This is a genomic window from Anabaena sp. AL93 (genome assembly GCF_001672085.1).
Lineage (GTDB): Bacteria > Cyanobacteriota > Cyanobacteriia > Cyanobacteriales > Nostocaceae > Dolichospermum > Dolichospermum heterosporum.
The window spans coordinates 1-23637 of sequence record NZ_LJOU01000074.1 but is presented as its reverse complement, the minus strand read 5'-3'; the positions used below and the strand labels follow the sequence as shown (position 1 = coordinate 23637).

General features: G+C 37.9%; 19 protein-coding genes. 9 read left to right on the top strand and 10 right to left on the bottom strand.

Features of this window, described 5'->3' with window-relative positions:
- Nucleotides 1-132: 132 nt before the first annotated feature.
- Together AN486_RS18535 and AN486_RS18530 are read right to left on the bottom strand one after the other, a co-directional pair.
- Nucleotides 133-561 carry an NUDIX hydrolase gene (locus tag AN486_RS18535; protein ID WP_027403453.1) on the bottom strand — a complete coding sequence of 143 codons (429 nt, stop codon included), beginning with the start codon at nucleotides 559-561 and terminating at the stop codon, nucleotides 133-135.
- A 3-nt stretch (nucleotides 562-564) separates the two neighbouring features.
- Nucleotides 565-969 (bottom strand): hypothetical protein, encoded by a 405-nt coding sequence (locus AN486_RS18530; protein WP_290601957.1) that lies wholly within the window; start codon nucleotides 967-969, stop codon nucleotides 565-567.
- 587 nt (nucleotides 970-1556) lie between these two features.
- Here AN486_RS18530 and AN486_RS18525 point away from each other — a divergent pair.
- The gene (locus tag AN486_RS18525; protein WP_168635229.1) at nucleotides 1557-3626 is read left to right on the top strand and encodes a prolyl oligopeptidase family protein; all 2070 of its coding nucleotides are present in this window, start codon (nucleotides 1557-1559) and stop codon (nucleotides 3624-3626) included.
- A gap of 497 nt (nucleotides 3627-4123) precedes the next feature.
- A complete protein-coding gene (locus AN486_RS18520; protein ID WP_053537539.1) occupies nucleotides 4124-5707 on the top strand; it encodes a B12-binding domain-containing radical SAM protein in 1584 nt (527 codons plus the stop codon).
- Nucleotides 5708-5775: 68 nt separating this feature from the next.
- Here AN486_RS18520 and AN486_RS18515 read toward each other — a convergent pair whose 3' ends face one another.
- The 4 genes from AN486_RS18515 to AN486_RS18500 form a co-directional block, all read right to left on the bottom strand.
- A complete protein-coding gene (locus tag AN486_RS18515) occupies nucleotides 5776-6012 on the bottom strand; it encodes a response regulator (protein ID WP_367142452.1) in 237 nt (78 codons plus the stop codon).
- A gap of 212 nt (nucleotides 6013-6224) precedes the next feature.
- Nucleotides 6225-6671, bottom strand: coding sequence for a response regulator (locus tag AN486_RS18510; RefSeq protein ID WP_027403448.1), 447 nt, complete (start codon nucleotides 6669-6671; stop codon nucleotides 6225-6227).
- On the bottom strand, nucleotides 6616-8925 hold the full coding sequence (locus AN486_RS18505) for an ATP-binding protein (RefSeq protein WP_290601956.1): 2310 nt from the start codon (nucleotides 8923-8925) through the stop codon (nucleotides 6616-6618). The genes AN486_RS18510 and AN486_RS18505 overlap by 56 nt, the downstream gene beginning before the upstream one ends.
- Nucleotides 8926-9165: 240 nt before the next feature.
- Complete coding sequence (locus tag AN486_RS18500) at nucleotides 9166-10659, bottom strand: phospholipid carrier-dependent glycosyltransferase (protein ID WP_053537536.1); 1494 nt, start codon at nucleotides 10657-10659, stop codon at nucleotides 9166-9168.
- Nucleotides 10660-10774: 115 nt separating this feature from the next.
- Here AN486_RS18500 and AN486_RS18495 point away from each other — a divergent pair, with 115 nt between their 5' ends.
- From AN486_RS18495 to AN486_RS18485, 3 genes are all read left to right on the top strand, one after another.
- Complete coding sequence (locus AN486_RS18495) at nucleotides 10775-11179, top strand: hypothetical protein (protein WP_027403445.1); 405 nt, start codon at nucleotides 10775-10777, stop codon at nucleotides 11177-11179.
- A 35-nt stretch (nucleotides 11180-11214) separates the two neighbouring features.
- Complete coding sequence (locus AN486_RS18490) at nucleotides 11215-12270, top strand: tellurite resistance TerB family protein (protein ID WP_190382139.1); 1056 nt, start codon at nucleotides 11215-11217, stop codon at nucleotides 12268-12270.
- Between the two features lie 308 nt (nucleotides 12271-12578).
- On the top strand, nucleotides 12579-12926 hold the full coding sequence (locus AN486_RS18485; RefSeq protein ID WP_027403443.1) for a Rieske (2Fe-2S) protein: 348 nt from the start codon (nucleotides 12579-12581) through the stop codon (nucleotides 12924-12926).
- Nucleotides 12927-13133: 207 nt separating this feature from the next.
- On the opposite strand, the gene AN486_RS18480 is transcribed toward AN486_RS18485, so the two are convergent.
- Together AN486_RS18480 and AN486_RS18475 are read right to left on the bottom strand one after the other, a co-directional pair.
- The gene (locus AN486_RS18480) at nucleotides 13134-14468 is read right to left on the bottom strand and encodes a tellurite resistance TerB C-terminal domain-containing protein (protein WP_053537534.1); all 1335 of its coding nucleotides are present in this window, start codon (nucleotides 14466-14468) and stop codon (nucleotides 13134-13136) included.
- A complete protein-coding gene (locus AN486_RS18475; protein WP_190382141.1) occupies nucleotides 14452-15801 on the bottom strand; it encodes an ATP-binding protein in 1350 nt (449 codons plus the stop codon). Before AN486_RS18475 ends, AN486_RS18480 begins: the two co-directional genes overlap by 17 nt.
- Nucleotides 15802-16460: 659 nt before the next feature.
- On the opposite strand from AN486_RS18475, the gene AN486_RS18470 reads away from it, so the two are divergent.
- Together AN486_RS18470 and AN486_RS18465 are read left to right on the top strand one after the other, a co-directional pair.
- On the top strand, nucleotides 16461-17699 hold the full coding sequence (locus tag AN486_RS18470; RefSeq protein ID WP_039205325.1) for an aminoglycoside phosphotransferase family protein: 1239 nt from the start codon (nucleotides 16461-16463) through the stop codon (nucleotides 17697-17699).
- 186 nt (nucleotides 17700-17885) lie between these two features.
- A complete protein-coding gene (locus AN486_RS18465; RefSeq protein ID WP_053537533.1) occupies nucleotides 17886-18965 on the top strand; it encodes a T3SS effector HopA1 family protein in 1080 nt (359 codons plus the stop codon).
- Nucleotides 18966-19467: 502 nt separating this feature from the next.
- Here the strand turns inward: AN486_RS18465 and AN486_RS18460 are convergent.
- A complete protein-coding gene (locus AN486_RS18460) occupies nucleotides 19468-20826 on the bottom strand; it encodes an NAD(P)/FAD-dependent oxidoreductase (protein ID WP_290601955.1) in 1359 nt (452 codons plus the stop codon).
- A gap of 220 nt (nucleotides 20827-21046) precedes the next feature.
- Here AN486_RS18460 and ilvC point away from each other — a divergent pair, with 220 nt between their 5' ends.
- Both ilvC and AN486_RS18450 read left to right on the top strand, forming a co-directional pair.
- Nucleotides 21047-22042, top strand: coding sequence for a ketol-acid reductoisomerase (gene ilvC / locus AN486_RS18455; protein WP_053537531.1), 996 nt, complete (start codon nucleotides 21047-21049; stop codon nucleotides 22040-22042).
- A gap of 353 nt (nucleotides 22043-22395) precedes the next feature.
- Nucleotides 22396-22986, top strand: coding sequence for a hypothetical protein (locus AN486_RS18450; protein WP_290601954.1), 591 nt, complete (start codon nucleotides 22396-22398; stop codon nucleotides 22984-22986).
- Nucleotides 22987-23357: 371 nt separating this feature from the next.
- On the opposite strand, the gene AN486_RS18445 is transcribed toward AN486_RS18450, so the two are convergent.
- Nucleotides 23358-23637, bottom strand: a 280-nt coding sequence (locus AN486_RS18445; RefSeq protein WP_290601601.1) for a transposase, incomplete at its 5' end; no start/stop codon positions are given.

Here is a 23637-nt window from a genome sequence, read left to right as displayed (position 1 = left end):
AGGCAAGAGTGAAGAGGGTTTGGGGGATTTTACTTTTCTTTACATAGATTGGTTTTATTGTGTTCACCTACTTAATATAATTTTGGCAAAATGTCTGGAAAACTCAAAAAGTTTGTGAATCGGATTATCAGACTATAGAGTTTTGATAAAATCCAGCATAATTTTCTGAGGTAAAGTTGCTAAAGGTCTAATATCTCCGGCTTTTTGAGAATAATATTCACCCTTGTCAATATCTGCTGCTGTTAATAAATCTAAATCCCACCCTTCAGAAAGTACAAGTTGACTCACTGGGACTAACAATGGTGCTTGAAATACATAACGCACAGCTTTTTCATCGCTATAAATTCCAAATTTTGTAAAATCAGTCAACTCATAACCAATTTCTTCGACAACCTCGCGCTGAACAGCTATTTCTGGAGTTTCTCCTGGTTCTATATGTCCACCGAATAAAGCCCAACAACCAGGAGCTATAATATTAGGAATATTATCCCGTAATTGCATTAAAAACTTATTCTCTCGATAGAGAATGGCAACGGCTACATAAGCTAGTTGACTGTTCATAAATTACTTTTCCTCTAAATAAACTTCACCGTATTCTCTACCAGCCAAAGGCACACTTTGATACTGAACATTACCCTTCAATACTACCTGTTCTCCGACTTGGAAATTACCCTGATTAGTGATTACCCAAATTTTCCCAGTTGAGTCGTTAATTTGATATGATTTTTTCTTGATTAATGGAGCATACTTTTCTACTTTACCTTGAATGTAAACTGTCGTGTCCTGATTTTTTTGGGTAATTTTTTGAATCTGTGTTACATTAGCACCAATATTAAAATTTTGAAGATTGATACCAGAATTTTCTCCCTTACCACAAGCATAAAGTCCCGTTACCAGAGAGAAAGATAGTCCCACAGTAAAAATTTTTGCTGGTGGCATCAAAGCTACAGATTGAGCGAATTTTTGCATTACCGCCAATTTTATCTCCAGGTTACACAAATTAATCGCTATTGATCATAATGCTATTTGGTCGCAAAAAGATAAGTAGGTGAATACAATAAAACTAAACTGTGTAAAGAAACGTAAAATCGCTGAAAACTTCTTTACTCTTGCCTCTTGCCTTGCTATGACGACAATTTTCAACGCCAACCTACTTAAGTAGGTGAACAGAAAAATTTAAAGGTATGTGAAGAAAAGTAAAATCACTCAAAACTCTCTTCCTGTTCCCTGTTCCCTGTTCCCTTGCCCCAACGACAATTTTCAACACCAACCTACTTAGTGATTCTGTCAAAATCATGAAGAGATGAATAAATTCTCAGCGATACCTTCAGTTAGTAACATTCTTATCTTTCTTGTTTGAGAACGAGTCAATATTGCAAATAATGGCTTTTTTATGTTATTAATTAATTTATACCAAAATAAGATGAATCTGCATAGAATCAGAGATCAGAAATAATTGACCGCAGATAAACGCAGATGAATTAACAGATTTGATGATTTTGTGCGGACTCATATAAAATTGGTATTAGCAATTTAGTACAATTTATCCTAAATTTATGTCTAACTTTAACCAACCTCTGACCTATCCTACTGTTAGCAAAAGTGAGCAGGTGGATAATTATCACGGAATGGCGATCGCCGACCCTTACAGAGCCTTAGAAGACCCGGATACAGAAGCAACAAAAGCTTGGGTAGAAGCCCAAAATCAAGTTACCTTTAGCTATTTAAACGAAATTCCTGCCAGAGAAAAAATCAAACAGCGGCTAACAAAACTTTGGGATTATGAAAAATATGGAACTCCCTTTAAAGAAGGTGAAAGTTACTTTTATTTCAAAAATGATGGACTGCAAAATCAAAGTGTCCTCTATACTCTGCCAACTTTAGATGCAGAACCAAGAATTGTACTTGATCCTAATCAACTTTCAGAAGATGGTACAATTGCCCTTTCAGGAATTTCCATCAGTGAAAATGGTCAACTTTTAGCCTATGGTTTATCTAGTTCTGGTTCAGATTGGCAAGAATGGAAAGTTAGAAATATTGCCACAGGTGAAGATTTACAAGATCATCTCCAATGGATTAAATTTTCCGGTGCTTCTTGGACTCATGATCATCAAGGGTTTTTCTACAGTCGTTATGATGAACCAAATGAAAAAACCAAATTAGAAGATGTTAATTATTACCAAAAACTTTATTATCATCAACTTGGTACACCCCAATCAACAGACATCTTAATTTACCATCGTCCTGATGAAAAAGAATGGGGTTTTACTGGGAATGTCACGGAAGACGGCAAATATTTGATAATTTCAATCTGGCTAGGAACTGACTCCAAAAACTTAGTTTTTTACAAGGATCTAACAAATCAAAATTCTGAAGTCATCGAACTAATTAACCAATTTTTAGCAAATTATAGCTTCATTGATAATGACGATTATGTTTTCTACTTTCGCACAGATTTCAATTCTCCAAAAGGTAGAGTTATTGCCATTGACACGAGAAAACCAACTCCCGAAAATTGGCAAGAAATTATTCCTCAAGCAGTAGAAACATTAGAAAGTGTCAGTGTCTTAAATAATCAATTTGTGGCTGATTATTTACAAGATGCCCATAGCCAAATTAAGATATTTGATCTCAAAGGTAATTTTATTCGAGAAGTAGAATTACCCGGAATTGGTGCAGCCAGCGGATTTAGTGGTAAACGGTATGATACAGAAACATTTTATAGTTTTACCAGCTTTACTACCCCTGGAACTATTTATCGTTATGACATGAAAACAGGTAAGAGTGAACTTTTCCGTCAGCCGGAAGTAGATTTCAATGCTGATGAATACGAGACAAAACAGGTTTTCTATGCAAGTAAAGATGGTACAAAAGTGCCAATGTTTATTACTCACAAAAAAGGAATTAAATTAGATGGTAACAATCCTACTTACCTCTATGGATATGGTGGGTTTAATATCTCCTTAACACCAAGTTTTTCTGTTAGCCTTTTAATATGGCTAGAAATGGGAGGAGTCTATGCTGTTCCTAATTTACGTGGTGGTGGTGAATATGGAGAAGAATGGCATCAAGCAGGAATGAAATTGCAAAAGCAAAACGTTTTTGATGATTTCATTGCTGCGGCTGAATGGTTAATTGCCCATAATTACACCCAACCTGGAAAATTAGCTATTGGTGGAGGTAGTAATGGTGGTTTATTGGTGGGTACTTGCATGACACAACGCCCTAATTTGTTTGGTGCAGCCCTTCCCGCAGTAGGTGTTATGGATATGTTGCGCTTCCATAAATTTACCATTGGCTGGGCTTGGGTGGCTGAATATGGTTCTTCAGAAAACCCAGAAGAATTCGCAGCTTTATATGCTTATTCACCTTTGCATAATTTGAAGCCGGGAACAGCTTATCCAGCTACGTTAATTACTACAGCAGATCATGATGATCGTGTAGTACCTGCTCACAGTTTTAAATTTGCTGCGGCTTTACAAGCAGCGCATGGTGGTGATGCACCTGTATTAATTAGAATTGACATGAAGGCAGGACATGGTGCTGGTAAACCAACAGCAAAAATTATTGAGGAAGCAGCAGATAAATGGGGTTTCTTAGTCAAAGTTTTGAAAGTTGAAATTTAATTTCCCCTACCCATGTACCAGCATGACGTAAAATCGAGCGTCCTGAAACTAACCTTTGCTAAAGAATCATCAATATTGACAAAAACGCCAAAGGGTGTATGAAATTCTACTTTTCCCAGAACAAACTGACCTAGCTTATATTTAGATTTAATATTTTCCGAACTTGTACTATCCATAAAAAATTATCTTCACCCAAGTTGCTAGTTACTCTTATCCTACTATTAAATTACCTAAATTTTTAATAACGAACCACAGAGGCACAGAGAACACAGAGAAAAAACATGAGTAATTTTGGAATGGGAAGGAAGTATCAAGTCGAGGTTTACACAAGTGATGATACGTAATTAGTGAGAAAATTACTGTCTTCATCCTGTAAATCCTTAAATCCTGGACATCTTGATTCTGACATTCTCACATACAACAGGCTTGAGAAAAAAGTCAATTAGTCTGAATTTTAGTTACAGTTAGATCACAAATAAATCGTGAGGGGTGATACTATGCGTGTTTTGCTAGTTTATCCAATATTTCCAAGTACATTTTGGTCTTATGAGAAAATTCTGGCGCTAGTTGACAGAAAGGTTTTGTTGCCACCATTGGGTTTGGTGACGGTAGCGGCAATTTTGCCCCAAGAGTGGGAGTTTAAGCTTGTAGATCGTAACATCCGCGCTGCTACTGAGGAAGAATGGGCATGGGCAGATATGGTGATTTTCTCCGCCATGATTGTCCAAAAACAAGACTTACTTGAGCAAATTCGGGAAGCGAAAAGACGCGGTAAGCTGGTGGCTTTGGGTGGTCCTTATCCTACCTCTACACCCCATGAAGTCGAAGCAGCAGGGGCAGATTACCTGATTCTTGATGAAGGGGAACTGACTTTACCCATGTTTGTGGAAGCTGTGCAACGGGGAGAAAAATCGGGAGTTTTCCGGGCTGCTGAAAAACCTGATGTTACTAGTACACCTATTCCCCGCTTTGATTTATTAGAGTTTAATGCCTATGATATGATGTCGGTGCAGTTTTCCCGGGGTTGTCCTTTCCAGTGCGAATTTTGCGACATCATTGTTTTATATGGACGCAAACCCCGAACTAAAACACCTGCACAACTGTTAGCCGAATTAGATTATCTCTATGATTTGGGTTGGCGGCGGGGTGTGTTTATGGTGGATGATAACTTTATTGGCAACAAGCGAAATGTGAAGTTGTTGCTGAAAGAGTTAAAAGTTTGGATGGAAGATCATCAATATCCGTTCAATTTTGATACGGAAGCTTCCATTGATTTGGCGCAAGACCAAGAAATGATGGAGTTGATGGTTGATTGTGGCTTTAAAGCGGTATTTTTGGGGATTGAAACCCCAGATGAAGATAGTTTACAACTAACTAAGAAGTTTCAAAATACTCGCAGTTCCTTAACTGAGTCGGTGGAAACCATTATTAAGGCTGGACTGCGGCCAATGGCTGGGTTTATTATTGGTTTTGATGGTGAAAAAGCGGGTGCAGGCGATCGCATTGTCCGTTTTGCTGAACTCGCAGCTATTCCTTCTACTACCTTTGCCATGTTACAGGCGTTACCCAATACTGCGTTGTGGCATCGTTTAACCAAAGAAGGCAGATTGCGAGAAAACCAAGACGGGAACATCAATCAAACCACATTGATGAATTTTATTCCTACCCGTCCCCTAGAAGAATTGGCTAGGGAATATGTGGAAGCCTTCTGTGCTTTATATGACCCGGCTGCTTACTTGGATCGCACCTATCGCTGTTTTATGATGTTGGGTTCTCCCAAGTGGACAGCACCGGCAAAAACACCAGAATGGGTAGTTGTCAGGGCCTTACTCATTGTGATTTGGCGACAAGGATTTAAACGACAAACTCGCTGGAAATTCTGGCATCATTTGTTTAGCATTCTCAAGCATAATCCCAAGGTAATCGAACAATACGTTTCTACCTGCGCCCACATTGAGCATTTTATGGAATATCGGCAAATTGTCCGCGATGAAATCGAAAGTCAATTAGCTGCGTATTTAGCCCAAGGTGCGGAAAAACCTTATGTACCTGTGAAGGAAAAAGTCGAAGCTGTAGTTTAATAATAACCAGATCCCCTAGATCCCCGACTTCTCTAAGAAGTCGGGGATCTATTTTGTTATCGGCAAAGTCACTGTAAAAACTGAGGGATGGAAGATAATCCTTGATTGTCAGGAAGGGTCAAATCTAATAAAATTACGTCGTATTTTTGGCTATTTAATTGTTTGATTCCGTCTTGAAGTCTTTGGACGTGAACTAAACCAAAAATTTGAGATTTTGTGAGTTTAATAAACTCTTGTAATAACCTGGCTTCTGCTAAGTTATCTTCAATTAAGAGGATTTTTAGTGTGGAAGTTGCGGTAATCATTTCCTGGTTTTACCTTTTGCGAGTTCTTGGTTAAATAGACTTTGATTAGATTAGTTTTCAAGGATATATTGAATGTAGTAGTATCCACTTGTAGGAGATATAAAATTTACAGTAAGAGCCAGAAAGTAAAAAACTATTATTCCTGATTCTTTCTTCTTCCTGACTCCTGAGTGGGTGCAAGCCCTGCGCCCCTACCTCCTGATTCGGTAGTTTTATTCTAATGGTAAGGTAACGGTAGAAAACCAAAATTTCTCAATACTCTGGATGATTTGGAATAATTGACTCAGGTTACGAGATTTGGTAATATAACAATTAGCGTGTAAGTCGTAACTATGGAAAATGTCATCTTGATTTTTTGAGGTTGTTAAAATGACGACGGGAATGCGTTTGAGTTGAGGATCGGATTTAATTTCTGCTAATACCTCTCTACCATCTTTTCTGGGTAAATTTAAGTCTAATAAAATCAAGTCAGGACGTGGTGCGTTAGCATATTCTCCTTCTTGATGGAGGTAATTCATAGCTTCTACACCGTCCCTAACTGTGATTACTTGATGAGGTAATAAACTGGTTTTTAATGCTTCTTGAATGAGACGAATATCAGCCTTATTGTCCTCCACTAAAAAGATAATTTTGTGTGTTTCTGCCATTTTGACGCTCATGATCACAACCTCTGACGGGAATTGTAAAGTAAAAGGTCGCACCCCGACCGAGTTGTGACTCTACCCAGATTCGTCCACGATGACATTCAATTATTTTCTGACAAATAGCCAAACCTATTCCTGTACCCGGATATTTATCTCTGGTGTGTAGACGTTGAAAGATAGTAAAAATGCGATCGCTAAATTGCGGATCTAAGCCAATCCCGTTATCTTGAACTGAAAATAACCATTCATCTTCCAATCTTTTCGCACTAATATGAATCCTTGGTGATTGACTACCGTGGAATTTGATCGCGTTACCAATGAGGTTCAAAAATAGCTGGATTAACTGTGTTTCATCAGCCATAACTGCGGGTAAGGGATCATGGGTAATAATTGCGCCGGTTTCCACAATGCGTTGACGTAAATTCTTCAAGGTTCGATTTAAAGCTGTTTCGACTGCCGTAACTTGAAAAGTAATTCCTAATGTATCTACGTTGGAGTATACGAGTACGTCATCAATTAACGTCTGCATTAAAATTACACCTTCGACAACATAACCAATAAATTCTTTTGCATCTGCGTCTAGTTCTGCTTCATAGCGCATTTCCAAAAGTTGCACATAATTGGCTACTTGATTTAATGGTTCTTGCAAATCATGGGAAGCGACATAGGCAAATTTTCTCAATTCTGCATTAGAACGTTTTAAATCTTCAGTTAATTGAGCTAATTCTTCAGCTTGACGGAGGACAATATTAATGATTGATTTTCGCAATTCTAATGCAGTTTGAATTTCTACATTTTGCCAGGGTAAGGATGTTAATTGAACTATTTCTTTCCATAAATCAAATGATTTGCGGGGAGACAAATGGACATTTCCTGCGGATTCATCAACTGAAAAAGCCTGATGGGGATTTCCACCCCAATTCACAGTTTGAATCATTTCTGGTCGAAACCATAATACATAATTTTTCCCAGAAATGGGGATAGCTAATAAACCACTCGCAACATTTTTAAAGCTAATCGCGTCTGGATAGATTTGCGGTAAAGAATCAGTGAAAAATACCTCGTCTTCTCCATTGTTTCTCAGCCATTCTCCTAAAAAATTCAATTCTTCTTCTTGAGGAGTATTACCAATCAGAGTATATTTTCCACCAAAATAGATGGCTGCACCTTCAGCATTAGTTAAATTGAGCAGATTTATTTGATTTTTGACTAAACCATCAATAAAGTTCGGTTCTTGAGACATATATTCAACCAATAGTGATTGAATATGGCTTAAATTTAGCTGATAGTCGTAATCTTCAGTTTCTTCTTTGCCAGAAATTTCTGAAAATATGATTCTTCCTAAAAATTCACAAGCTTTTCGTAATTCATAGGAAACATATTTGGGTGATTGATGATGACAAGCAATTAAACCCCAAAGTTTGTGATCCTTAATTAAGGAAATTGTCAAAGATGCAGCCACGCCCATATTATGTAAATATTCTAGATGACATGGTGCAGCACTTCTGAGAATTGAATTAGTTAAATCAATGGGTTGTCCGCTAACTGGGTTAATTCTAGGGAAAAGTTCGGCTGATGATTGAATATTTGTATCGGGAATAACTCTAATAGAATTTTCTAGAAATAATTGTCGTGCTGGCTGAGGAATATCTGATTCTGGATAATGTAATCCTAAATAAGACTCTAAAGTAGCTATTTTTTCTTCAGCAATCACAGAACCATGTCCATCATCACAGAATTTATATAACATCACTCTGTCAAATCCGGTTATTTTGCGGATTTCTTGCACAATTATTTGACTGAAATCACGGAGACTTTTACTTTTTTCTAAGCGATTAATTGAGGATTTAGCTAAATGATAAAAACTCAAGAAAGGAATATTTTCTTGAGATGCTGTAGGTTCTAATTCTAAGATTAAAAATCCTTCAGAGTTACGATAGAAAGTGGCATCAAATATTGTATATTCATCCCCCTGTTTCCTAATCCAAATTTTTGTAGGATTAATAAAATCCAGATTTTCTTCTGACAACCAAAATTTAATTTTCTGGATTTGGTAAGGATCTAGTAAATCTTCTAATTCCTGTTGCAGCATATCTTCTGGCGATATGCCAAAAGTGCTGAAAGTATTTTGACTAACTTGTAATATTTGTAAATCTGGCTCTTGTAAGACTAACAAAACCCCATGAGGCTGAATTTCACTAACCAAATGTATTGGTGCTTCTTTTAAGCTGGTGATATTAATATGCTGCTGCTTGACATTGATATCCATAAAACCCTTTCCCTATAATTTTGGAGCATAAAACCTGTAGGTTTAATCTAAACTCCTCACACCTATAAAAATTCTTTTCGATTCAGTACCTCTGATAGTGGCAAAGCCCACAGTTATAGTTGCCCTTACCTAATATTCTTACACAGAAGAACTAGCTGTCACCAAATATATAGATAAGAAATGTAAAAATTTACATGATTGAAGCTACAGGATTTGTGTATATATATTAAGAAATTTCTATCAAATCCAAGAACTAAACCACATCCGCATTCTATAACCATCAGGAGAGATAGGTAAACCTAGATAAATAGGCATCCAAAAAATGAAAGCAGCGACAATGATAAAAGTTATAGTCACACCTACTGCCCGAATTTGCCGATAATAACTCAGCAGACATTGATCAACAACCCAAGCGATCGCTATAAATGTAAATACAACCGCAGACATATAATGATAGATAAAAACACACCTTGTTACCTCCACCCAAGGGAGGAGATTAGCCCCATAATTTATGACTAAAAATAAGCCAATCCAAGTATCAACGCCGAGATTTTTCGGGATAAATAACCGCTTTTTTTCAATTATCGGCATCGTAATTGTGATGATTACCATACCAATTAGAAAGATCATTGCAGCTAAACCAAACCACCATAGAAAAGGATTCCCCATAGCATGAACATCATAAATTACTTTACCAGCACCATCAGGTAAGGGCGGTCCAAATACAGGTAAGGAATCCTTGGTACTTTGAGCAGTTTGATAATAATAAGCCATTGGTCGAGTTAACAATGGCCATTTATACCATGCAGCACAATAAGGATGAACGCTAGGACTATTACCACCTAATTGCAGATGAAAGTGTAAAATTTGTTTATGAACTTCAATAAATCCATATCTTTTATCTAGTTGGAGGTGAGGAATCCAAATCAGACTATAAATAACTGCGGGAATAATTCCTAAATAAGAACCCATTTGCCAAATATTTATTTTTGTCAGATTTTGCAAGGGTGATTTTATAGTATCCGTTGGGGAATCATTGGCAGAATTAAAAAACCGTAAACAAGAAAATAATGGACTACGAGATGGATGATCTTCATATTGCAACCAGCGAATTATCCAGGCTGCTATCCATACACCATAAGCACCCGCTAAAAACCATAAACCATTCCATTTTGTACCAATAGAAGCACCAAAACTAATACCAGAGAGAATTAACCACAACCAACGGTTTTGTTTTTGCTGATCTAATGCCAACAATAATAACCATTGTCCGAGTAAACCAAAGATAACTATATAAACATTACTTAAAGCATAACGAGATTCTACTAAAAATAATCCATCACAGGCTGTAAAAAATCCTGCTAACAAAGCAAACCGATGACGATAACTAAATTGATAAGTTAATAAAGTCACGATTACGGGAATTAATGAACCAGTGAGCGCATTTACCCACCGATAATTCCAAGGAGATAATAAAGAATCTGTGAGACTATTGACAGTATCTCGACCAATAGGAATGTATTGACTCATCCAAATCCCTAACCCAATCAGATATTGACTTAATGGTGGATGAGCATTAAAAAATGGTGTATGGGTCAGATAGTTGTTACCAAATTTAGCAAAATAAACTTCATCAAATACTAAAGTATTAAATCGGCTTAGTCCCCAAAAACGTAAGCTCAAGGAAAGTAGAAATATGCTTATTATGCCTAATCGAAACCAAGTTTTTTTCATGATGTTCTTCAGGGGTTTTTCGAGTTAGATCCCCGACTTCTCTAAGAAGTCGGGGATCTTGTTGTCCACAAATATAGAATAATAGCTCTAATACAGTCAAAAAACTTAATCTACTATGTCACAATTAGAACGACTGCTAAAAATGGCAGAAGATGAACTTACGGAGTATAGCACTGATGCCCGCAAAATGGAAAAACTCCGCCGCAAGATTAGTCTATCAGTACCATTAGCAGAACAGAGGCAACTAAAAGCGACATTATTAGCTACAATACCATCTGGTAAAATTGCAGAAATTGTGGAAGAGCAAAGACAAACCGTAGCTTTGCCATTTTGGGGAATTGCTGGTTTGGGTTTGTTATTGGGTATTTCCCTGAATCAACCCATTGGCTTATTAGCAGCTATTGGGGGGACTGTAGCAGCCTTTAGGATTCAGAAATGGGGTTGGCAATTACAGGCAAATCGCCTATTATTGCGGACATTGGAAGATATTGAAACCCGGATTTCTCAACCTAGTAATTGAGTACAAACAACAAATTAATTGAGGAGATAGAAGTTATGACAAAGTATGATTATATTTTCAAATCGAAAGAGACGATCAAAGAATCATTAAATGCACAAGAAGCGGTAGCGGCAATCGCTGTAATTACAACAATAGTTGATTCCGGCAGTGAAGACATAGATGCCGAAAGTTTAGCTGATATTCTTTGGGAGTTTGAGATATTTGATGAATACTCAGAAGAAGAAATGCTAGAAACGGTGGATAGACTCATAGAAATTGCCGGAGAGGTGGGATTAGGTTCTTTGTTTAATGCTGCTAATGCGGCGATTTCTGGTGAGGCAGTTTTAGATGGTTTTGCGGCTGGAGTGATTATGCTTTTAGATGCGGAAAATTTAATTATCCCGGCAAATAAAAAGGTTTTTCTGAAACAACTACAAATAGCTTTAGAACTGGATGATGAAGAAGCAGAAGAAATTATCAAAGAGATAATTGCCTCAATAGAAGCTGGGGATGAGGAGGAATATGTCGAGGAAGAATATGAAGCAGTTATTTTCAATGAAGATGGTGAACAATTTTATCAATCACCTTTGGGTAACTTTATAGTTCCTATTCCTGTAAATTCTGAACAGGGAGGAACACTGCAAACTGAGGAAGGAATGGTGAGTTTTTCGGACGATACTGGGACTTTACTCAGAATTGATTATTATCCTCTCTCCCTAGAAGAAATTGATGATCTAGAATCCCAAGAAGATGAGGTATATCTGCATAGAGTTTTGGTGGATAAATATGTCCCTCAAGCCATTATTTCTCATGTTCCTACGGCGGAAGTGAAATATAAAGAATATTGGCAAGATACTTTAGAAACTTATTACTATGTATTAGTAAATATGCCTCAAGGTTCAACTATATCCAAGCAGGAAACTAATGGCAATAATGGCATAAGATTAGATGCCTATAGAGGATTGCTGTCTTTTGTCAATAATGAATGTTTGTATATAGTTAGTAGTCAACGCAGCTTTTTAAATGGTGAAATATCTCGTTCTGTGAAGGAAGAGGCGAAGAAAATGAGAAAAGCTATTTTAGATTTTGTCAACACGATTGAGTTTGCCTAAATCTAAATTTCTCAATTTTAGGTACTCTTCTGGGGGCAGTCAGACTTTTGGGCGCAGTCAGATTTTTGGGCGCAGGCCCTGCGCCCCTACTGGCTCTGGTTATACAAGATTTGAATTTAATGTAGGGGTAGCGCCCCCGTGCCTACCCCTGTATTTGGGGCAACCACAGGGGTTGGCCCCCTACAAAATTGATGGGTTTAGTGATTTTGAAAATGTTCAATAAATTTTGCACAGGTACTTATTAGCGATCGCATAAGACACAATTGCGAGAAACTAAGAACAGGTCTATTGAAAATAAGGAGAATCTCATGGCTTGGACTCAAGTTTTAGCTGCTAACGCACTGGCTGCTGGTGCGCGGGAAGTAGTCAAAGTGGGCGATCGCAAGATCTTACTCTTAAACCACGAAAATCAGCTTTATGCTGTAGATGATACCTGCCCTCACTTAAAAATGTCTTTGAAGAAAGGAAAAATTGAAGATGGGGCGATAGTTTGTCCCTTCCACCGCAGTGCATTTGACTTGGGTAATGGAGAAGTAAAAACTTGGTGTCCCTTCCCACCCGTAGTTGGTAAATTGCTGTCAATGGTTTCCTCGGAAAAAACCTTACCAACCTATCCTATTAAAGTGGAAGCAGGCAACATTTTAATTGATGTCTAAGCAGCATCATAGCAAAAGTAGGGGCGCAGGGCCTGCGCCCAAAAATCTGAATTTCACGATCAATTAATATTGTGATTACCTTGTCCGGTTCTCAATTTCTCATTTCTCTCGTTCCCATACTCTGTATGGGAATGAATTCTCAAAGACTCTGCCTTAAATCATTTTTAGGTACAAAATCTCAATTGAAACCTATACACAAAGCCAGGTTTACTCCTGAATTCTGCTGTAACTGATTTCTGAATATTTAGTAATCATTGTTTTCACATTTAATAAATGTTCTTCAACAATTTCAGGAACTTCAGTATTGGTTTCAATAATTAATTCACCAATCGTATTACTAGCTATTTCATTAATAGCATCAATCAAAAGATTGGGCATAGTAATATTAGCTTCAGCAATTTCTTTAATAGTAGCTTTGGGGTTGTCTTGTTCCAGTATGGCTTTCAAAACCTGAATTTCATAACCGGGGAGATGGTTGAAAAAATTATTCCATTTTGCTGGTAAATTTTCGGTGTGATCATGTTTCCCCTTTATTGGATCTAATGGTTCTAATAATTCATCAAAAGGAAACAAATCTAAATTATTTTCTTCATTATCGGGCAATGTTGAGGGATTGATTGTTTCCACTTGTTGAAGTAATTCCCAAACTTGATTTTGTAATAAATCCCGTTCATCTTGTAAGACAGAAATTTGATTTTGTAGTTGATTAACTTCCGTTTTTTGTTCTAATGTCTTATTCTGTAATGATTTGAGCGTATTTTCCAGATTATTTCTAGTTATACCTGTTTCTACTAGTAGATTATTTTGTTTAGTAATTTCCAGTTCTTGATTTTGAATTTCTATTCGTAGTTCATAAAGCTTTTCTTCTAGTTGTGGTTTAAGTCTTTCTAACAAAATTACATCATTTTCTAATTCTTTTTTCTGCTGTTTGATTGTATCAATTTGAGGTTGAATTTGGTTGATTTCAGCACGGGAGGCGTGACAATTTAGTTCTAATCGTCGCTTTTCTGCAATCAAATTATTGCAACTATTATTTAGTTCTATATTACTATTTTCTAAATGTGCAAATTCATTTTTAAGATTATAAATTTCGGCTTCAATTTGCTTTTTTTGAGCCGCAAATGTCCCGATATCTCGATGTAAACTATCTCTTTGACTACGACAATCTCCAATTTGGTTTTCTAACTGCTGAGTTTCTGCATACAATAAATTTCTATATTCTTCTAATTGGTGTATTTCTTTGAGAATACGCGATTTTAACCCTTCTATATCTCGAATCCGTCTTTGGAGAGAACCAATCATTTTCCACTCATCATTTCTTCGCCGTTTATCAACGAGAAATGCGGCTGCATAAGTAGCTAATACCGTAATTATTCCCGTAAAAAAGGCTCTAGAAATATCCCAATTAGGAACAAGACTTAAACCAAAACTGACACTAAAAGCGGTTATTCCTAGTACGACTCGATGACTAACTATAGTTGGTTGTATCTTACTAGGTTTTATGGTAGCCAAGTTGTTAGAATTATTAGTAATTAACGTCATTATTCCTCACATTTTCACCAAATACAGCTAAATCTGCCTTTAAAAAGTCAATAAACTGCCTTGCGGTTCTGCCAGAACGGCCATTATGACGGGTTGCCCATTGTAAAGCTTTGTATTCTAAATCTTCGGGAGAAATATTAATATTTGCTGCTAGGTGCTGGACTATTTGTAAATAGGTTTTTTGATCTGCGGCTTCAAAAGTTAATGTTAGACCAAAGCGATCGCTAAAAGACAACTTTTCTTGCATTGTATCCCAACCATGAACTTCATTGTTATCCTTGGGGGCTGGTCTATCAGTAAAATATTCCCGGATTAAATGGCGACGGTTAGACGTAGCATATACAACTACATTTTCCGGTCTGGCAGTTACATTTCCCTCTAAAACAACTTTCATTGCTTTAAAACTATTATCATCTTCTTCAAAGGAAAGATCATCTACAAAAATAATAAATTTTTGGGGAACACCTCGCAACAATTCGACAATTTTTGGTAAATCTGGCAATTCTGACTTAGAAACTTCTATTAAGCGCAAGTTTCGATGACTATATTCATTTAATAAAGATTTAACTAAAGAAGACTTACCTGAACCACGACTACCATACAGTAAAACGTGCAATGCAGTTTCGCCTGACAATAAGAACTCTGTGTTTTTGACTAAAGCATCTTTTTGCCACTCGTAACCCACCAATGTAGACAGTTTTACCGCATCAGGACAAGTAATACCAACTAACTGCCCACTTTGCCAACGGAAAGCTCTATATTGGGCAAATGAACCAGTTCCATATTGCTGATAATAAGCGGCTAAATCTGCTACTGCATCACCCCAATTTGCCAACAGGGGAAGAGATACCATTAAACCCGTTTCTCCTGCTAGGGTTTCCGGTTCTCGATACCAAACCACAGGAGAAATCGGTAAATGCGTCGCCATTTGTACCCACTCACTTAAAACTGCACTATTACATTCATATAAACTTTGTAATATTTGCAAATCATGTTGCACAGCCACTACTAAAGCCGAGGGTAATTGCCTAAACTCCTCTCGTTGTGCCAATTTGCTAAAAGGATTATCCGCAGTCAGAATTTGCTGAATCAGATATTCTTCCCAGGTTTGATGACTGTTGGCTAAAGCTTGGAAATAACTACCGTAAGCCTGGAGGCAATCTCGCCCATCTGCATCAGTATAACGGATGGTTTGTAATAAATTCAGAAACGCTCTGCCTACGTCGCTGTCTAGGACAGATTGGTACAGTAAAAGAGAGGCAGCTTGGCGTTGTAAAAGTTGCACCGCTGTATAAGATATAGTATTTGCCGTCAGCATTGGTAGATGATCCATCAATCAACTGGTTAAAAGGGAACAGGGAACAGAAAAATCAATTGTGTAATTAATTCTGTCCTATTACTTGTGTCTAATTTATATTATTCTTGCCTCCCTCCAATTCTTTCTCCTGAACTCCTGAATGGGCGCAGGCCCTGCGCCCCTACCTCCTGATAGCGTAGCGTGGCGTTAGCCATACTCCTGATAGCGAAGCGTGCGCTCCTACCTCCTGGACTCCTGACTCTTATACCTACAGGAATACAAGTGTAGCCATTTATATATTATACTAGAGGGGATTGGGGACAAAAGTAAACTAATACTGATTGTCAGGATAAATTGCTAACATACATACAGGAAACATGGATCACTGACAAATGTAAGTAACCGTTGTTTTCACTGGATATGTACCAGCAATTATTTTGGCAACAGTAATGTTTGATTCAAGGTGCAAAGCTCTACTACAGATATTGTAAAGATTTTATAGTTTCTTCCGTAGACTTGAAAGTAAAAAAATAGCTAATATTGCCATTTTGGCAGGTCTTTCTGACACAAATGGGATATTAGTAGATAGTAGCAATGGTTCGTAAATTTTTTACCATTAACTTAAGAACTGCTACAGCCACCTCAATATTGACTGCGGTAATTCTTTAGCCATTTAAATAACTAGGAAATAATTCATGTTGTTATCACTGTCTTCTCAAAATGTTATCCAGTATCTGCACAAGGCAGGGCTGTGTAGCGCGGAAGATGGCGCTGCATATAAATCTGTATTGCCAGAAAATAGCAAGAAAAATGGGAATTTACTGGTAATACTGGCAGATAATCGCCAACTGCTAATTAAACAAGAACGTCACATTAATAATGAGCAAAATTGCCATGAACTCTTTAATGAATGGCTGTTTCATCAACTATTACAGCAATTTCCAGTGATTGGTAATATTGGAGCGATCGCATTATCATTGTTACATTTTGATGAAGAGAATTCTATTCTGGTGCGGAGCTACTTCAGCGAATATGTGGAGTTAGGAAAATTTTATCAACAGAGTAGTATGTTCCCCACAGCGATCGCCAGCGCGATTGGTAATACGTTAGCAGGATTACACCGAGCCACGTTTAATAAACGTGAGTATCGTGATTTTATGTCCACTGCCCCCGCAGGACAGTTTCGCTATAATTTTTACAATCCTGCTCAAGGTATACCCTCAATAAATCCAGACACATTTGGGACAATTCCCACCGAAGCACTACAATTTCATCTCCTGTATCAGCGTTACGAAAGTTTAGAATCAGCGATCGCTGACCTAGCTTATGATTGGAAACCATCTTGTTTAACTCACAATGATCTACAATTAAGCAACATTCTAGTTCATTCTCGATGGGAACAGCTAGATAACTGCTTGACAAAATTAATTGACTGGGAAGCTTGCGGTTGGGGAGATCCAGCTTTTGATTTAGGAAACTTATTAGCCAGTTATTTAGGCGTGTGGCTGTCTAGCCTAGTAGTAGATCCAACATTAGACCTAGAAGAATCTTTAAATTTAGCCATGATTCCTCTAGAAGCAATACAGCCTTCAATCTTAGCTTTAATTCAGGCTTATCTTGATGCTTTTCCCATGATTTTAGAATATCATCAAGACTTCATTCTGCGGGTAATTAAGTTTGCAGGTTTAGCATTAATTCAACAAATTCAACACAGAATCGAATCCCAAAAATCCTTTGATAATAGTAATCTGTGTATGCTCGAAGTTGCTAAAAGCCTCTTAACAGTGCCAGAACAGGCAGTATTGACGATTTTTGGCATCTCCGCCGCAGAAATCCTCCAATCTGTCCCCACACTCCAGAAACTTCCTCAACCCCATAAAGAACAACAATTAGTGCGTCTTTATTACGAAAAAACTCGTCTACGCGGTTGTTAGTAATAATGATTCCATCATATTGTGAGGCTAAACAGAATCATAAAATCCATGAACTCATCCCTTCTTATCCGCGTTTATCTGCGTTTATCTGCGGTCGATTTTCTTGGAAATATTATGCCATACAGCCTCATCTAAACCTGATATTTCCCATATATTTTCCGAAAATTTGAGGTGCAAAACAAATTAATGCTTGATGACTCTACCAATCAAATTCTCAATTCATTATTCGATATTGCCAATAATATCCAGATTGAACCTAATTTTTGTATTTACCATCCCAATTATCAACCTTTTGCCTTACCCACAAATATAGCAAACAGGTTTCAACAAAACTCACCTTCTTTAAAACAGAAATATTTGAATATACTGTTGAGAAATTTCCTCTATGGTATTTATTACAATGGTTCACTACAAACAGTCTTAGCCACAAACAGTAATTGTCAATCTCAGATAAATTTCCTAGAAAATAATAGTTTAGGTGTAGATGAAGAATTCTATGAACAACTACATCATAGCAATCATGGTACAGGTCATTATGAACCAGATTGGCAGATTTTGAGAATTGAACCTGATGGTAGTATGGCTGTAAATAAGGATGGATTAACCTTATATATTGAGCCAGAATGTCATCTGCAACCCCGGAAAAAGTCCCCTAAAGTGGGGGAATTAATAGCAATATGGATGCCTAAAAATCGCTTGCAAAATGGCTGTTATGTGGCAGTAAGTAATACAGCAATAGAAAATCAATCTCCCCAAAATACTGATTTAGGAGGAGGACGAATTTATTTTCATGTGACATCATCCGGGGCAATTGTCCTCATGGATAGCTTAACCAAAGCCTTGAATAATGTGGCAATTGCCTTTAGTTTCCAAGTTCTTTATAATCCCGCAGCATATCAGCGTTATGATGGAGGTGTGCTGCATTTTAACCGCCAAGATTACCCCACAATTCGGAATATTCTTCAAGATATTTATCAAAAACATCAAGCTTACTTTCAGCCAGAAATTCCCTTATTTACAAAATTTTTAGCACCGGGATTAGGGTTAGCCGAAGAACCAAATCAAAAATTTGCTCCTCAAGAAAGTTTTGGGATGAACCGTTGTCAAATTGTTGCCAATGCGCTGTTAGAATCTTGGCAAAAGGGTAAAAATGCTTTAGAAGAAAGAATAGAATTAATTAACCAACACTTTGCCAGAAATTTGATTGATGTGCAGCATCCCTATCTTAATCCGGCTTCTGAGGATATTTATCAGCCGTTAATTTGAGGAGAAAATAACCCGACTGGGAATGAATTCCCAGTCTCATAGCAGAAGTCATCTTCAGATGACTGAATAACTAGCACAGTACGGCGTAAGTGAATAAACTATTTTCAAGCCTTGTATACTAAACACGGGTGAGATTTAAACTTTTGCCAAATGACAAAGAACCCAGATGTGTAGTAGGGGTAAAGCAAAAGCTGATATGTGTCAACTTAAGCTCAAATCCCTACCACATCTCGTTCCTAGTCTCTGACTAGGAATGCAGTTGTGAGGCTCTGCCTCTAATATCATTGAAGGCAGAGCTTTCTAGAATTCATTCCCAGTCAGAGACTGGGAATGAGACGAAAGTTTCACCCAAGGCTAAAAATGCTGGATGCCAAGTTGTCAAACCATCATCACCTAATCTTTCGTACACACTATAAGTTTTTGATTTCAAGTTATTATGGGAGGCAGAGCCTCTAGAGGGCATTCCCAGTCGGAGACTGGGAACGAGTGAACAAACTACCAACTACACATTTAACGGCTTTTTTGTGATAACTGGCGTGTGATTATCACTATTTACAATTGGTACAGGGGCAATGGTTTCATTACCTGTAATTAATCTCGCGCCACGATTGCGGGTAAAATAACTCCACAACCATTGAATCATCACAACTAACTTATTATCAAATTCAATCAAGAAGTAAATATGAATAAATAACCAAACAAACCACGCCAAGAAACCTCTGAGTTTGATAAATCCTAAATCAACAACTGCGGCGTGTTGCCCAATCATTGCTAAACTACCTCTATCCACATATTTGAATTGGGGTAGTGTTTCACCTTTCAAACGTTTTTGAATGAGTTTAGCTACATATTCGCCTTCCTGCATGGCGACTGGTGCAACTCCCGGCAAAGGTTTATCATTTTGATGGGCGAAATTTGCTAAGTCACCAACTACGAAGATGTTGGGAAATCCTTTAATACTTAAGTCTGGTTCAACCATAACACGACCAGCGCGATCGCTCTCAACTCCCGTCTTCTCTGTCAAAACTTTCCCCATTGCTGAGGCTTTCACACCCGCAGCCCACAACACAGTTTTTGCTGCAATTTCTTTGACATCATCACCTTGCTTAATCGTCACAATATCATTTTCAATATGTGTTACCAAAGTTTTGGTTTGCACATCTACGCCCAAAGCCTTTAATGATGTTTCCGCTGTGTGGGATAATTCGGGGGCAAAAGGTGGAAGAATCCGATCTAAACCTTCTAACAATAAAACTCTGGTTTCTGAGGTGTCAATGTTGCGGAAATCTTCTGTCAGGGTTTTAGTTGCCAATTCAGCGATCGCTCCCGCCAATTCTACCCCAGTTGGACCACCACCAACAATTACAAAAGTTAACAAAGCTTGGCGTTTTACCGGATCACTTTCGCTTTCAGCCGCTTCAAATGCTGAAAATATCCGCCGACGCATCTCAATGGCATCTTCTACAGTCTTTAAACCCGGTGCAAATTCTTCCCAGTTATCCTTCCCAAAATAGGAATGCTTCGCCCCTGTAGCCACAATTAAAGTATCGTAGGGGACAGATTCCGCGCCTACCATCACCTTTTGGGCGTTAGCGTCAATATCATTCACCTCACCCAACAGCACCTTAGTATTCTTACTCTTGCTGAGGACAGCCCGCAAGGGAGAGGAAATATCCGCTGGGGACAAAGCACCTGTGGCTACTTGGTACAGCAGTGGTTGAAAGAGGTGGAAATTGCGTTTATCAATCAGCGTGATTTGCACATTAGCCTTAGCCATAGACTTAGCGGCATACAATCCACCAAAACCACCACCAATAATCACGACTTGATGAACCGGTTTCTTGTCAGCTAGATCAACCATAAAAAATATTTCCTTCCATTACAGGGCTGTAACTATTCTTAACAAATTTGTATCAAAATTATCACAATTATTTCTGTTTATCTTGAACTTCTGAAAAAAAAATAAAAGTATCTACAGATCCCCGACTTCTCAAAGAAGTCGGGGATCTGATAGTCCGATTTGCGATACAATCATAAGTCTGCCAATTTCATGACAGCCTTTATAAACAGGAGATGCTTCTATGGCGCGTATGTATTATGATGAAGATGCTAATTTAGACCTTTTAAAAGGTAAAACCGTTGCTATTATTGGTTATGGTTCACAAGGTCATGCTCATGCGCTGAATCTCAAAGATAGCGGTGTAAACGTCATTGTCGGATTATATCCCGGCAGTAAGTCCACAGCTAAGGCCGAAGCTGCTGGTTTGACAGTTAAAAATGTGGCTGATGCTGCCAAAGCTGCTGATTTCATCATGATTTTATTACCAGATGAAGTCCAAAAAACAATTTACAAAAACGAAATTGAACCCAATTTAGAAGCCGGAAACGTTTTAGCTTTTGCACATGGTTTTAATATCCATTTTGCACAGGTTGTACCCCCTGCTGATGTTGATGTCGTCATGGTTGCGCCTAAAGGACCTGGACATTTAGTGCGTCGTACCTACGAACAAGGACAAGGTGTACCTGCGTTATTTGCAGTTTATCAAGATGCCACTGGTCAGGCACGCGATCGCGCAATGGCCTATGCTAAAGGTGTTGGTGGTACACGCGCCGGTATTTTGGAAACTACCTTCCGGGAAGAAACCGAAACCGACTTGTTTGGAGAACAAGCAGTATTGTGTGGTGGTTTGAGTGCTTTAATCAAAGCCGGTTTTGAAACCCTAGTAGAAGCAGGTTATCAACCAGAACTCGCTTATTTTGAATGTCTGCACGAAGTCAAATTAATCGTTGATTTAGTCGTAGAAGGTGGTTTAGCCACCATGCGCGATAGTATTTCTAATACTGCCGAATATGGTGATTATACTCGCGGTCCTCGCGTTGTCACCGCCCAAACTAAAGCGGAAATGAAGAAAATCCTCAGCGAAATCCAATCTGGACAATTTGCGCGGGAATTTGTCTTGGAAAACCAAGCTGGTAAACCTGGTTTTACTGCTATGCGTCGTCAGGAAGCAGAACATCCTATTGAAGCAGTTGGTAAAGATTTACGTGCCATGTTTAGCTGGTTAAAGAAAGCGTAATTTTGGGTAAGTAATTGGACAAAAATATTTACAGTCATTGCGAGCGAAGGGAAGCAATCACAACCCTGGCGATTGCTCGATTTCACTTCGTTCCCTATGGCTAACGCCACGCTACGCTAACACAATGACATTGTGTAAGTAATTGGACAAAAATATTTACAGTCATTGCGAGCGAAGGGAAGCAATCACAACCCTTGCGATTGCTTCATTTCACTTCGTTCCATTCCCAATAACATTGTGTAATTAATTCTGTCTCACTACTTAATTAATTCTGTCTCACTACTTAATTGGTAATTGGTAATTTCTTACCTTTTACCAAATTCTTTTTTTATGCAGAAAATATTTAGCAAAGTATGACAAATATTTGCATAGAAGTTAAACCAATATTTGTAAATAAAGGATTAAATGCCATGACAATTAAAATCAAATCTATTACTAGTCTTAAAGTCCAGGGGTTGATCTTAACTATCCTGCTATCAACCTTAATACCTGAAACTGTTCAGGCGCAAATTATTCCCACCATCAAATTACCAACCACTACAGTTCCTAAGCCAACCATTACAGTTCCTAAGCCAACCATTACAGTTCCTAAGCCAACCATTGCAGTTCCTAACCCAACCATTGAAACCCCATTAGTATTTCAGCTACCAACTACTTTTAGCATCAACGCTACACCAGGTAATACAACTCCTAGCTTTGTTTCTGTGATTAAAGAAGGCAGTAATTCACCTCAAATTTCCACAGGGACAGGAAGTACATCTATTGCTATTCCGGCGGCGACTACGACATCAGGAACTGTATCTAACATTAATGTAGTTCTACCTTCTAAAAATCCTGTTTCTAGTGGAGATGTCAATTTTAATGTTAATACAACTCCAGTTTCTACCTTTGGTTCTGTAATAAACAGTGTTAACCTTTCATTTCCTGTACCAGTTTTAGATTAGACATCTCCGAAAATTAAATATGCGTGGCATGAAACCCCTGTAGAGACGTTCCATGGAACGTCTCTACAATCTTTACCGAAGATGTCTAATAAATGCGGATTTTATTAGCGCCCCCATTCCCTCGTAGGGAAGGGGGGAAGGGGGGTTAGGTTTCTGGAGATTATCGGTTTCATCTAATACTTTTAAAACAACCTCTAAGAGTGAGACGTGGGGCTTCTTGCTGCTTTAGCTAAAATTTAAATTCTAGATTCATGTCCCCTCTAAAACCATCCTCGCTTTTACCTAAACGAGAATTCATCACTAAACCAGAATTAGCACTTGCATAACGAAATATCATCCCATAGTTAGGATCTTTGGCTCTTGCGTCTCTTTTATGGAGAATTAATACTAAAGTGCCAGTTTAATAAACTACGTAATCGGAAATTACTAAAGTTACGAAAGCCATATCCAAGTCTTTTGATTAATTTGAGTTTATTATTAATTCCTTCAACAGTACCACTCGTAGTTCTGCCATCAAAATAACCTACGACTTCACCAAACCATCTAATCATTGTTCCTATACTTTTGGGAAAATACGAAAGTCCATTATGCATCCAATCTAATAAATTGATTATGCTTTCACCCCAAGACTTAGTAGATTCAAATATGTCT